The 13,316-nt window shown below is 49.3% G+C and carries 9 protein-coding genes; 2 read left to right on the forward strand and 7 right to left on the reverse strand.

What is annotated here, in order from left to right:
* The coding region (locus tag Q1B11_RS11300; RefSeq protein WP_299732378.1) for a hypothetical protein at window positions 1-1,945 on the forward strand (1,945 nt) is incomplete at its 5' end.
* Between the two features lie 20 nt (window positions 1,946-1,965).
* Here the strand turns inward: Q1B11_RS11300 and Q1B11_RS11305 are convergent.
* A complete protein-coding gene (locus tag Q1B11_RS11305) occupies window positions 1,966-2,844 on the reverse strand; it encodes an AraC family transcriptional regulator (RefSeq protein ID WP_299732382.1) in 879 nt (292 codons plus the stop codon).
* Window positions 2,845-3,008: 164 nt separating this feature from the next.
* Here Q1B11_RS11305 and Q1B11_RS11310 point away from each other — a divergent pair, with 164 nt between their 5' ends.
* Entirely contained in the window at window positions 3,009-4,169 is a 1,161-nt protein-coding gene (locus tag Q1B11_RS11310; RefSeq protein WP_299732385.1) for an iron-containing alcohol dehydrogenase, read from the forward strand.
* Window positions 4,170-4,271: 102 nt separating this feature from the next.
* Here the strand turns inward: Q1B11_RS11310 and sucD are convergent, their stop codons facing one another.
* The 6 genes from sucD to Q1B11_RS11340 form a co-directional block, all read right to left on the reverse strand.
* Entirely contained in the window at window positions 4,272-5,144 is an 873-nt protein-coding gene (gene sucD / locus Q1B11_RS11315) for a succinate--CoA ligase subunit alpha (protein WP_299732388.1), read from the reverse strand.
* Window positions 5,144-6,310 (reverse strand): ADP-forming succinate--CoA ligase subunit beta, encoded by a 1,167-nt coding sequence (gene sucC, locus Q1B11_RS11320; protein ID WP_067521701.1) that lies wholly within the window; start codon window positions 6,308-6,310, stop codon window positions 5,144-5,146. The genes sucD and sucC overlap by 1 nt, the downstream gene beginning before the upstream one ends.
* A gap of 138 nt (window positions 6,311-6,448) precedes the next feature.
* Window positions 6,449-7,888, reverse strand: coding sequence for a dihydrolipoyl dehydrogenase (gene lpdA, locus Q1B11_RS11325; RefSeq protein ID WP_299732401.1), 1,440 nt, complete (start codon window positions 7,886-7,888; stop codon window positions 6,449-6,451).
* Between the two features lie 73 nt (window positions 7,889-7,961).
* Complete coding sequence (gene odhB / locus Q1B11_RS11330) at window positions 7,962-9,185, reverse strand: 2-oxoglutarate dehydrogenase complex dihydrolipoyllysine-residue succinyltransferase (protein ID WP_299732404.1); 1,224 nt, start codon at window positions 9,183-9,185, stop codon at window positions 7,962-7,964.
* Window positions 9,186-9,335: 150 nt separating this feature from the next.
* The gene (locus tag Q1B11_RS11335; protein ID WP_299732407.1) at window positions 9,336-12,176 is read right to left on the reverse strand and encodes a 2-oxoglutarate dehydrogenase E1 component; all 2,841 of its coding nucleotides are present in this window, start codon (window positions 12,174-12,176) and stop codon (window positions 9,336-9,338) included.
* A gap of 428 nt (window positions 12,177-12,604) precedes the next feature.
* Window positions 12,605-13,309 carry a succinate dehydrogenase iron-sulfur subunit gene (locus tag Q1B11_RS11340; protein ID WP_299732410.1) on the reverse strand — a complete coding sequence of 235 codons (705 nt, stop codon included), beginning with the start codon at window positions 13,307-13,309 and terminating at the stop codon, window positions 12,605-12,607.
* Window positions 13,310-13,316 lie beyond the last annotated feature (7 nt).

The following is a 13,316-nucleotide window of genomic DNA, read 5'->3' on the forward strand; positions in this document are numbered from 1 at the left end:
AAACTATACCCTACCTCCAGCGGTAACGCCCGATGCAAACTATACCCTACCTCCAGCGGTAACGCCCGATGCAAACTCCACCCAGTCCGAAATTGTTCCAGCTGTTCCACTCCCCTGTCCCTGGTGGCTGCTTCCCGTTGGGATAGGGACCGGTGTCGTAATTACCAGCATTGCGGCATCCTGTGTGTATATATGCAGATCCCGGTCAAGAGCGAAAGAGGAAGCGCCCATAGAATCAAAGAGCTACCAACCCTGCACAACAAGCCTTTCAATAGAAATGGAAGCGCCGCGTTCAAGAGCATCATCTTTTGGGCCTGTCCAGGCTTATCAAGCTGGTAAGGAAGTCGATTCATCAAAAAGCTCACCCCTCTCTGCCAATGTCCCACTTCTTGAGCCTGTGCAGGTAGGGGCTACTGAAGAACAGATTCAAACACTGAAAAACGAGTTTATCACGTTAAAGGAACAACTGGAAAAGGCAGATAAACTCACTGCACAAAACAGTCCCCTTGATGACAAACTTCAACAAAACATTCTCGATTTTGCAAAGAAAGCACATCTCGAATTAGCCCCCCTTCATCCAGCCCCCAAATGGAGGGAATCAGTCGATTCCATATTGACTCGTTTAGAGAGTCCGTCTCTACAGCAGGGCACTTTTATCAAGGAAATGACTAACCTGATTGAGAAATGTCTGGAGTTTACCGGTCATGGGGATGGAAAATACAGTCATCAACAACTGGCAATGACTCGGGCGAAATTATCAGAGATAGCTGAGCAATTTATTAATGATATCGATCAGAATCAAAATAGTCCTGTCCTTGAAGACGAATCTTTATCACTGCTTAACCTCAGTTGTTTATCTCAAGGAGAGTCAATATCAAGCTCAAGTACCACAAGCCTTACTTCAATTTCTTCATATAGGATCTCAACCGGCAACTCACAAAGCTCCTCACCGTTGCTGGACGATAGACAAGAACCAACTCAAATGCAAAATGACATAGACAATCTTCGAAAGCGATTAGAGTCCCTTCGGTCAGATGGCAGCCTTGCATTAACCCCAGGCAACGAATCTGCACATCAAAAAAGAGAGACTAATAAAATACTATTATGTCAGGCAATAAAAGATCTTCAGGAGCAACAAGAGCAAGACCTGCCTGCTCCCGAGCACCTTGACACCATTGCAGAAGAGTTGAAAAGTACCCAGCCAGAGAAGCCGATACTGACCACTCTGGATAACCTACTTGATTCACTGGAGTCGTTTAATACTCAAAATCCCCAGACAACAATGATTTCAGCGATTAACGATGTACTTAATAAAGTGAGAGCTCTGATGGACAATTTATCAAATCAAGCCAACCTAGAGCTCGAAACGGATCTATCCAGCCAACAAGTGAAATACGCAAGCCAAGGGGGTGAGAAAGGACAACATATCCAATCTTACATTGCAGATTTGATACCAATAGCAACCCAATTGATAGACATTGAAAATAACCCAGAGCTGAGTTCTGGTGAGATAATGAAATTCGTCAGCGAAGCCAGCCAGAAGATCACTAACCTTGAAACCAACCACTTGCAAAATGAACAGACAGCAAGTGAGTCTGCACTTCAGGCAGATACAAAGGTGCTCGACACAATTGAAAGCATGACAGCAAGAATCGAAGCACTGGTACAACGTGCTGAGCTACTGCGACAAGAGATATCCCCGGAAAGCCAACCATTGGAAGTTCCCGAAGAGCTGATTGCTTTCAGAGAAAGACTTGGCAGGGTTCCGCGATTGGTAAATCTGTTTGAGGAGCATGTTAAGAAAGGCGTCGCAAAACTCGACCCAACAATTCGCAAAACGATCCTGGGGGGAAGCACAATGTCCCTTTATAATAGCATGAAGTATGATGACGATCCTTCAACAAGCGGCAAGGAGGCTATTCAAGTGAAATCTGAATATTCCTGATATTCAGGTTAACTTATACGTTACAGGCTGTACGATACAGCCTGAGGCGTCAGTCCAAAATATCGTTTGAACTCCCGACTGAACTGAGTCGGGCTTTCGTAACCGACATCGGCAGCCGCCTGCTTCACCCTTATACCCTGATCCTGCAATAATTCTCTAGCTTTACTGAGACGGAGCTTTTTCAAATATTGCATAGGCGACGAAGATGTCATATTTCTAAAATTCCGATGAAACGTCGATGGACTCATATTCGCCATTGAAGCAAGCCGCTCCACATCAAGAGACTGATCATAGTGTTCATGCATGTATTTCATCGCTCGCTCCAGGCGGGCGAGATGCGTATTGTGTCGTGCCAGTGCAAACAACGGCGCGGCCTGCTCACCGTTCAAAATGTGAAATAACAACTCCTGAACCAAACCTTTACCCAGAGCTTCACTTTCCAACGGTGAATGGAGACATCTTGCCAACCTGAAAACCGTTGCTGAAAATGAGTCAGTAACCGGACTGACATAAAGGCTATTTCGTGCCTCTAACAATTCACCTGGCGAATCCGACGTCTGTTGATAATGATCAAACAATCGAACCAGTGGATGCAATACACTCACATCGATGTCTATCAGCAGCGACAGTAAAGGCTCCCCAAGTACAACAAGGGTTTCACACTCTGCAGGAATAGGCAAAGTAAGCACTAAATAATTATCGGCGTTATATTCGTAAGTTTTCTGTTCCAGGTGAATACGCTTTGCGCCCTGAGCGACAATAAAAACTCCCTGACTGTAACAAAGCGGTTCACGGGCTCTGGACTCACTGGCTTTAAACACCCCGACACCCGGGATATGGGTGGTATTGTAGCCTTCCTTTTTGGCAAGGAAGGTAAGACTCTCAACGAATGAATTCACAACATATCATCTGATGGCTAATTCGATAGCAGGAAGAATACCGCTCAAAGATGCATAAAAAAACCACCCATGATCGTTTTAGGCATGACATTGCCAGTAATGGCCATTCTTTTCCCCCATAAATCCGATAATCTACACACAACCATTCATGAGGATGAATAACAATGATGAATTTTAATTATCAGAACCCAACCCACATCGTGTTCGGAAAGGATCGCCTGCAAGAACTGGATCAGCTCGTACCGGCCAATGCCAAGGTACTGGTTTTATACGGCGGCGGAAGTGTAAAGAAATTCGGCACTCTGGATAAAGTGCTTGCCGGATTGGGTGATCGTGAAATTATTGAATTCAGTGGTATCGAACCTAACCCGAAATTCACAACACTGATGAAAGCAGTTGAAATTGTCCGTGCTGAGAAAATTGACTTCCTGCTGGCAGTGGGTGGTGGCTCGGTAATGGATGGCACCAAGTTTGTCGCTGCAGCTGCACCTTATGAAGGTGACGAACTTGACCTGCTGAAGGCTGGATTCGCTGGTGCACCGATTACTACGGCAATTCCTCTGGCTACGGTTGCCACATTGCCAGCTACCGGTTCCGAAATGAATATGGGCGCGGTTATTTCTCACGACATTGGCAAACTACCGGTCATGAGCCCACTGCTCTACCCACAGTTTTCTTTTCTCGATCCATCTCTGACCTTCACGCTGCCACCTGTGCAAGTCGCTAATGGCGTGGTCGATGCGTTTGTTCACGTTCTGGAACAGTACGCTACTTACCCTGTTGATGCGCAGGTTCAAGACCGAATGGCAGAAGGCCTGTTGAAGTCGTTAATTGAAGTAGGTCCGGTGACTCTGGCTGAACCAGAAAATTATGATGCACGCGCTAACCTGATGTGGTGCGCAACGTCCGCTCTGAATGGTTACATCGGTGTCGGTGTTCCACAGGACTGGAGCACTCATATGATCGGCCATGAACTCACTGATCTCTTTGGTCTGGATCATGCCCAGAGTCTGGCGGTTGTTCTTCCTTCTTTATGGAAACTCCGCAAAGATAAGAAGCGTGCAAAACTGGCGCAGTATGCTGAACGTGTTTGGGATATCCAAGAAGGCAGCGAAGACGAAAAAATTGATCTGGCTATCGAGAAAACCCGGGCATTCTTTGAGTCTCTAGGCGTGAAAACCAAACTGTCACAGTATGGTGTTGAGCATGAGCAGATCGGTCGAGTGATTAAAGCACTTGAAGCTCACGGTATGACGGCTTTGTCAGAAACACAAGACCATGACCTCAATACTTCCCGGGAAATTCTGGAAGATGCTTTTGCATAATCGAGGAAGCTGTCAGACTTACCACTGACCAACAAGAAAATTAAGCCCACAAAAAAGCCGGATAAAAAATCCGGCTTCTTAAGTCTTAAAGAAAACTGACAGTTACCAGCCAGTAATCTCTTTCAACGCTTCACCGATGTCAGCCAGACTGCGAACAGTCTTTACACCAGCTGCCTCAAGTGCTGCAAATTTCTCATCCGCAGTACCTTTACCGCCAGCAATAATCGCACCGGCATGCCCCATACGCTTACCCGCAGGTGCAGTGACACCAGCAATGTAAGAAACAACAGGCTTGGTGACGTGATCCTTGATATAAGCAGCTGCCTCTTCTTCAGCGGAACCACCGATTTCACCGATCATTACGATGGCTTCGGTTTGTTCATCGTTCTGGAACAGTTCCAGAATGTCGATGAAGTTGGAGCCAGGAATTGGATCGCCACCAATACCAACACAAGTAGACTGACCAAAACCGTAATCGGTGGTCTGCTTAACGGCTTCATAAGTCAACGTACCGGAACGGGATACGATGCCGACCTTGCCTGGTAAATGGATATGACCAGGCATGATGCCGATCTTGCTTTCACCCGGAGTGATAACGCCCGGGCAGTTAGGTCCGATCAGACGCACACCCAGCTCATCACACTTCACTTTGCATTCCAGCATATCCAGTGTCGGGATACCTTCGGTGATGCAGACGATCAGCTTGATGCCACCGTGAGCGGCTTCAAGAATCGAGTCTTTACAGAAAGGCGCAGGTACGTAAATAACCGATGCTTCCGCACCGGTTTTATCCACTGCTTCAGCCACAGTGTTAAACACTGGCAGACCCAGATGCGTCTGACCACCTTTACCCGGAGTCACACCACCCACCATCTGAGTACCGTAGGCAATGGCTTGCTCAGAGTGGAAAGTGCCCTGGGCGCCGGTGAATCCCTGGCAGATAACTTTTGTGTTCTTATTGATTAAAACGCTCATTACTTGTTCCCCGCTGCTTTAACCACCTGTTGAGCAGCTTCGGTCAAACTGTTAGCCGCAATAATATCCAGTCCGCTATTGGCCAGTGTCTCGGCACCCAGATCAGCATTGTTGCCTTCGAGGCGAACCACCACCGGCACTTCTACACCGACTTCTTTAACGGCGCCAATAATACCTTCTGCGATCAGGTCACAACGAACGATACCGCCGAAGATATTCACCAGAACTGCCTGAACACTGTCGTCAGAAAGAATGATTTTGAACGCTTCGGTGACACGCTCTTTAGTCGCACCACCGCCTACGTCCAGGAAGTTGGCTGGAGCGCCACCGTGAAGCTTCACTATGTCCATAGTACCCATGGCCAGACCAGCGCCGTTTACCATGCAGCCGATGTTGCCATCCAACGCTACGTAGTTCAGTTCCCAGGCCGCAGCATGGGCTTCACGAGCATCTTCCTGAGATGGGTCGTGCATAGCCTTCAGCTGTGGCTGACGGTACATCGCGTTGCTGTCGATGGTAATTTTGGCATCCAGACAGTGCAGATCACCTTCTTTGGTGATAACCAGCGGGTTAATTTCCATCAGCGCCAGATCGCACTCCTGGAACAACTTGGCCAGGCCCAGGAAAATCTGAGTAAACTGCTTAACCTGCTTACCTTCAAGACCCAGCTGGAAAGCCAGATCACGACCCTGATAAGGCTGTGCACCCGTCAGAGGATCAACCGTGGCTTTGAGAATTTTCTCTGGCGTTTCTTCCGCCACTTTCTCAATTTCAACACCGCCTTCGGTAGATGCCATAAAGACAATGCGACGGGTGGAACGATCCACAACCGCACCAAGATACAGCTCCTGATCAATGTCAGTACAGCTTTCTACCAGAATCTTGCTGACTGGCTGGCCGTTTTCGTCTGTTTGGTAAGTCACCAGATTTTTGCCAAGCCACTGCTCAGCAAAGGCTTTGATTTCGTCTTTGCTGGTGACCAGTTTTACACCACCGGCCTTACCACGACCACCGGCGTGTACCTGAGCCTTAACGACCCAGCGATCACCACCAATTTCGTCGGCAGCAGCAGCGGCTTGCTCCGGTGTATCACAGGCAATACCTTGAGACACAGGCAGACCGTACTTGGCAAACAGCTGTTTGCCCTGATATTCATGAAGGTTCATTCTGACGCGGCCCTCTTTTCTTATTTGAGCGTTGTTTTATTTCTTGAAAAACCCAAATCCATGGATTTGAAACTGTGAGAGCAGTCGTCCCTGACCACTCAACTTAAGGACTAGCTAAAACTTAACGATGAACAGTACTCAGCGACGCTTACGGTTAGCAATATGGATGGCATGACCATCAACAGCCAGCACCGCTTCGTGCAACGCTTCACTCAGTGTTGGGTGAGAGAAAATGGTCAGTGCCAGATCTTCAGTACTGGCGGCAAATTCCATGGCAATCACACCCTGCTGAACCAGTTCTGCGGCACTTGGTCCAACAACATGAACACCCAGGATACGGTCAGTTACCTTGTCGGAAATAACTTTTACCATACCGTGACTTTCATTGGCAGCCAGAGCACGACCACTGGCAGCAAATGGGAATGTACCCATTTTGTATTCGTCACCACTGGCCTTCACTTCTTCTTCGGTTTTACCCACCCACGCCACTTCCGGGTGAGTGTATATGACTGAAGGAATCAGGTCATAGTTCATTTGTGCTTTTTGGCCGGCGATAATTTCGGCAACCATAATGCCTTCTTCACTGCCTTTATGGGCCAACATTGGGCCACGCACCACGTCTCCAATAGCGTATACGCCTGGAACGTCGGTTGCACAATGATCATTAACAAAGATAAAGCCACGCTCATCCATGTTCACACCGCAATCCGTAGACAGCAGGTTTTCAGTGTATGGACGACGACCTACCGCAACGATCAGCTTGTCAAAAGTGACCTTCTGCTCATCACCGTTGGCGTCCTGATACGCCACTTCCACTTCACTGCCTTTCACTTCGGAGCCAGTCACACGGGCACCAAGGCGGATATCCAAGCCTTGTTTCTTAAAGATTTTCTGGGATTCTTTGGCAATTTGCTGATCAGCCAGTGCCAGGAATTTATCCTGCGCTTCCAGCACGATAACTTCGGAGCCCAAACGACCCCAAACGCTGCCCAGTTCCAGACCGATAACGCCAGCACCAATAACGCCAAGACGTTTGGGTACTTCCCGGAATTCCAGAGCGCCGGTGGAATCAACGATCAGACCTTCGGTCAACGGCGTCGGTGGGATTTCAACTGGACGAGAGCCAGTCGCAATGACTACGTTGCTGGCATCGACCATTTCAGTAGAGCCATCAGCCTTGGTCAGCTCAACCTGCTTACCCGCCAATACTTTACCGGTGCCTTCCAGCAGGGTAACGCCATTCGCTTTGAACAGACCGGCCACGCCAGTGGTCAGCTGATTAACGATCTTATCCTTACGGGCAATCATGGCTGGAACATCCATTTCAACACCGCTGTGCTGAATACCATGAACGCCAAAATCATCTCTGGCTTCGACAAATTTGTGGGAGCTGTCCAACAGCGCTTTTGAAGGAATGCAGCCCACATTAAGGCAAGTACCACCAAGCTTGGCCTTGCCCTTATCGTCAGCCCACTTTTCGATACAGGCGGTTTTCAAACCCAGCTGGGCTGCACGAATCGCACAGACGTAGCCCGCTGGTCCTGCGCCGATGACTACCACGTCAAACTGATTTGCCATAAGTTATTTCCAGATTCGTATTATAAAGAAGTTAGACTTGGGCAGACTGGCAACACAAGCCTGCCCGTGACGATTAAACGTCTAACAGCATTCTTGCCGGATCCTCCAGCAGGTCCTTAATGGTTACCAGGAAGGTAACCGCTTCCTTGCCATCCAACAGACGGTGATCGTAAGACAGAGCAAGGTACATCATTGGCAGAATTTCTACCTTGCCATTCACGGCCATTGGGCGTTCCTGAATCTTGTGCATCCCCAGAATTGCAGACTGAGGTGGGTTCAGTATTGGAGTGGACAACAGTGAACCAAACACACCACCATTAGAAATGGTAAAGGTGCCACCGGTCATGTCGTCGATGCCCAGTTTACCATCCATTGCCTTTTTACCATACTCACGGATTTTTGCTTCAATATCCGCCAGGCTCATTTCTTCAGCGTTACGCAGTACCGGCACCACCAGGCCACGATCACTGGAGACGGCCACACCCACATCCTGGTAACCATGGTAAACGATGTCATTACCATCGATAGAAGCATTCACTACTGGATGACGTCTCAGGGCTTCGATACAGGCTTTGACGAAGAAAGACATAAAGCCCAGACGAACACCGTGACGTTTCTCGAATACATCTTTGTACTGTGAGCGCAGTTCCATCACCGGCTTCATATTGATTTCGTTGAACGTCGTCAACATGGCCGCAGTTTGTTGAGCTTCTACCAGGCGCTCGGCAACCTTGGCGCGCAGGCGAGTCATTGGTACGCGCTTTTCAGTACGTTCACCGGCAAAAATCGGTGCGGTGTTTTCTACCGGTGCTGGCGCTGAAACTGCTGCAGGGGCAACTGAAGCTGTTGCTGACTGAGTACCGCTTTCTGCATGACGCACCACATCTTCTTTAGTGACACGACCACCTTTACCCGTACCTGCGATAGAAGCAGGATCAAAGCCTTTTTCATCGGCCATTCGACGCGCAGCCGGGCTGAGAATTGGGTCTTCTGCAGTTGCGGCTGAACTGGCTGGAGCCATTTCTGCCGGAGCGGATGCTGGTGCTGAACCTGCTGCAGCGCCCTCAGCGAACAACCCCACTACTTCACCGCTGAGTACCACTTCACCTTCTGGCTTCAGAATTTCACTCAGCACGCCATCTGCTGATGCCAGCACTTCCAACACGACTTTATCGGTTTCGATATCAACCAGCAGTTCATCACGCTGGCAAGCCTCGCCAGGCTGTTTGTGCCAAGTGGCGACGGTGCCGTCGGCGACGGACTCAGGAAATACAGGTGCTTTAATTTCAGTGGCCATTATTGATCCTTTGCGACTTTTGCGTCTTTGCCCCTTAGTGAGCAATGATCGCGAAATAACCATCGCGTCAATCGCTCTGGCCATACCGGAAAACAGCACCGGCTGGCCGCTCAATTATAATTGCCACCGTCATTGGTGGCAGTGATTTGTTTATGCTTTTATTGCCAATGCATCATTTACCAACTGCGCCTGCTCCTGAGCATGGATGGACATGTAGCCACAGGCCGGAGCCGCGGAAGCATTTCGCCCAGCATACCTCAGGTTTAACGTTTTGTTTCCATGCTCACCAACGGAGCGACGCATGTGATGCTGACTGCAATACCAGGCGCCCTGATTCATTGGCTCTTCCTGACACCAGACCACATCCGTTAAATTTGGATAACGGCTAATCAGTTCATTCAGATCGTCTTGAGGGAATGGATACAGCTGCTCAATTCGGATAATGGCAGTGTCTTTCATTTCCTCGGCACGGCGCTTCTCCAGAAGATCGTAATAGACCTTACCAGAACACATGACCAGATGAGTCACATCCGCATTTTCATGGCTATCAATCTCAGGAATGATGGTTTGGAAACCACCGTCTGCCAACTCTTCCAGTGTCGAAACCGCCATTTTGTGACGCAACAGACTCTTCGGCGTAAACGCTACCAGCGGCTTGCGCAGAGGACGCAGCATCTGACGGCGCAGCATATGGAACACCTGAGCCGGCGTCGTCGGCACACACACTTGAATATTATGTTCTGCAGACAACTGCAAGAAACGTTCAAGTCGCGCCGATGAGTGCTCAGGCCCCTGACCTTCATAACCGTGTGGTAAAAGCATGGTCAGGCCTGAAAGGCGTCCCCACTTGTGCTCACCACTGGAGATAAACTGGTCAATAACCACTTGAGCGCCGTTGGCAAAATCACCGAACTGAGCTTCCCAGATCACCAGCGAATTGGGATTCGTCGCAGAGTAGCCGTATTCAAATGCCAGCACCGCTTCTTCAGACAGGAAGGAATCCCAGAGCTGGAACCGTGGCTGATCTTCAGACAGCTTGGCCAGGTTCACCAGGGTTGAACCGTCTTTCTGGTTATGGAATACCGCATGACGATGAGAGAACGTACCCCGACCAACATCCTGACCCGTGATTCGAACTTCAGTGCCTTCCATCAACAAAGAACCGTAAGCCAGCAATTCTGCGCAACCCCAGTTAATGGGTAATGCACCGGCCACCATTTTACGACGATCTTCAATTATTTTGCTGACCTGACGTTGCAGTACAAATCCTTCGGGGATTTCAAACAGCTTCTGACCGATGGCCTGAAGTGAACCAAGCGCTACACGAGTATCGTGTTTGGCTGTCCATTCGTGACCAAGATAAGGCGTCCAATCCACAAACAACTCTTTGTTAGGTTCTTTAACCAGCGCTTTTACAACATGCTCACCGTTATCCAGCACAGAGCGGAAATCGTCCATCAGCGCTTTATCATCTGCCTCGGTCAGCACGCCCTGACTCAACAGTGACTTCGCATAAAGGTCACGGGTGGTGGTATGAGCCTTGATCTTGCTGTACATCATTGGCTGCGTTGCCGCAGGCTCATCCGCTTCGTTGTGACCACGGCGACGGTAGCACACAAGATCCACAACAATGTCCTTACGGAACTCCATGCGGTAATCCAGTGCCAGCTTGGTGGCAAACTGAACCGCTTCCGGATCATCACTGTTGACATGGAGAATCGGAGCACCCACCATTTTAGCAACATCAGTACAATATTCTGTTGAGCGAGCGTCTTCACGGAAACTGGTGGTAAAACCGACCTGGTTGTTGATGATGATGTGAATCGTACCGCCGGTTTTGTACGCCCGGGTCTGTGACATCTGCAGGGTTTCCATCACCACACCCTGACCAGCAAATGCCGCATCACCGTGAATGGCAATAGGAACAACCTTTTCACCCACCGGATCTTTACGACGATCTTGTCGGGCGCGCACAGAACCTTCTACCACCGGTGTGACGATTTCCAAATGCGACGGGTTAAACATCAGCGCCAGGTGAACTTCACCGCCCGGCGTCATGACGTTAGATGAGAAACCCTGATGGTATTTCACATCGCCGGAGCCGCGCTCAACCAGCTTCTTGCCTTCAAATTCATCAAAGAGGTCGCCCGGTTTTTTACCAAAAATATTAACCAGAACATTTAAACGACCACGGTGTGCCATCCCGATAACCAGTTCCTTTGAGCCGTAAGAACCGGAACGTTGAATAATCTCATCCAACATAGGAATCAGCGATTCGCCACCTTCCAGGCCAAAACGCTTGGTGCCCGGGAATTTGGTGCCGAGGTATTTCTCAAGGCCTTCGGCAGCAGTTAATCGCTCCAGTAAGTGAAGTTTGGCTTCAGTTCCTACTGCCGGGCGACTGCGCACACTTTCCATACGGCTCTGGAACCAGCGGCGCTCTTCGGTCTGAGGAATATGCATGTATTCCACACCGATAGAGCCACAGTATGTTGCCTGAAGAGCATCGTAAATTTCGCGAAGAGAGGCGTGTTCTTTACCAATAAACAGTGTGGCAGCCTGAAAATCCGTATCCAGATCCGCTTCACTTAGACCATGATAGGCAAGCGATAGATCGGGAAACTGTTCCCGCATCATGACCCCCAGTGGGTCGATGGTCGCCTGTTGATGACCACGAATACGAAACGCACTGATCAGACGCAGAACCTGCACCTGCTTGCGCTCGTGGTCACTGGACACCGTCGAGGTTTGAATGGGTCGTGACGTTTGGCGCTGGCGCGCCATCAGCACAAAGTTTTCCTGAATGGTTGAATGGGGTACGTCAACCGAAGAACCGTTAACAGCAGGCAGCTTCTCAAAATAGTCGCGCCACTGTTGCTCTACGCTATTGGGGTCGCGCAGATAGCGTTCGTACAGTTCCTCGACGTATGCAGCATTGCCCCCTGCAATGTGGGATGAATTCCACATCCGCTGCATGACACCTTCTTGCATGGTCCTTACCCCGTGAGTCTGGGGCTATATCCCGGGAAGCACCTGCTCAACCATATGTTCGTTAATCAACTCTATATTCGTTAATCAACAATATATCCGTTAACAGGTATCACTGATTCTGTAATGCTAATCAGTGTTGTCCCCGCAGATAGAATCGGATGTTTTCCGACCGCCCCTGCTGGTTCAAGCGTTGCGGCTCCCTTTTGTTATCAGGTAGCCACTGAATTCGATACATACTTAGTTGCAGGCTATTGTATTGCAAAGCGTGTAAGTCAGAAATCGCCTGCCGTTTTCTGACTCGATTGCACGTTCTGGAAATCTTTTGACCTAAAAAGCACTCTGAAGGTAACGACCTTAAAGAGTGCTTCTTAAGAGCCCCGTAAAAGAGAACAGGGCAACTCATCCAATTTCAGCTGTTAAGCCAAAGACTACGTTGCACTCTTAAACAACATTTGTCTTATATGACCAATAGCACGCGTTGGATTCAGACCTTTCGGGCAAACATTGACACAGTTCATAATGCCCCGGCAGCGGAATACACTGAACGGGTCATCAAGGTCTGCCAGGCGCTCTTCGGTCGCTGTATCGCGACTGTCTGCCAGAAAGCGATACGCCTGAAGCAAGCCAGAAGGACCAACAAATTTGTCCGGATTCCACCAGAATGACGGGCAAGCTGTTGAGCAACATGCACAAAGAATACATTCGTACAGGCCATCCAGCTTTTCACGGTCTTCCGGTGTCTGCAGCCGTTCAATCGCCGGTGCAGGTGTTTCATTGATCAGGTAAGGCTTGATCTTTTCGTACTGTTTATAAAACAGACTCATATCAACCACCAGATCCCGAATCACCGGTAAACCAGGCAATGGGCGGACAACCAGCTTATTGCCTTTGGCCGCTTCTGACAATGGGGTCACACAGGCCAGGCCGTTGGTACCACCAATACTCAGGCCATCGGAACCACAAACACCTTCGCGGCATGAGCGACGATAGACCAGTGTTGAATCCTGTTCCTTAATCAGGTTCAGGACATCAAGCACCATCAGGTCCTTGCCCTCCGGAATCTCAATATCGAAGTCCTGCATATAGGGCTTCTTATCGGTTTCCGGATTATAACGATAGACACTTACCTTCATAATCCTC

The organism is uncultured Endozoicomonas sp. (genome assembly GCF_947495845.1).
Classification (GTDB): Bacteria; Pseudomonadota; Gammaproteobacteria; order Pseudomonadales; family Endozoicomonadaceae; genus Endozoicomonas.

Bases quoted from the DNA above. Each gene is read 5' to 3' on its own strand.
- Q1B11_RS11310 (WP_299732385.1), top strand. From the start codon at position 3,009: ATGATGAATTTTAATTATCAGAACCCAACCCACATCGTGTTCGGAAAG.
- sucD (WP_299732388.1), bottom strand. From the start codon at position 5,144: ATGAGCGTTTTAATCAATAAGAACACAAAAGTTATCTGCCAGGGATTC.
- sucC (WP_067521701.1), bottom strand. From the start codon at position 6,310: ATGAACCTTCATGAATATCAGGGCAAACAGCTGTTTGCCAAGTACGGT.
- lpdA (WP_299732401.1), bottom strand. From the start codon at position 7,888: ATGGCAAATCAGTTTGACGTGGTAGTCATCGGCGCAGGACCAGCGGGC.
- odhB (WP_299732404.1), bottom strand. From the start codon at position 9,185: ATGGCCACTGAAATTAAAGCACCTGTATTTCCTGAGTCCGTCGCCGAC.
- Q1B11_RS11335 (WP_299732407.1), bottom strand. From the start codon at position 12,176: ATGCAAGAAGGTGTCATGCAGCGGATGTGGAATTCATCCCACATTGCA.
- Q1B11_RS11340 (WP_299732410.1), bottom strand. From the start codon at position 13,309: ATGAAGGTAAGTGTCTATCGTTATAATCCGGAAACCGATAAGAAGCCC.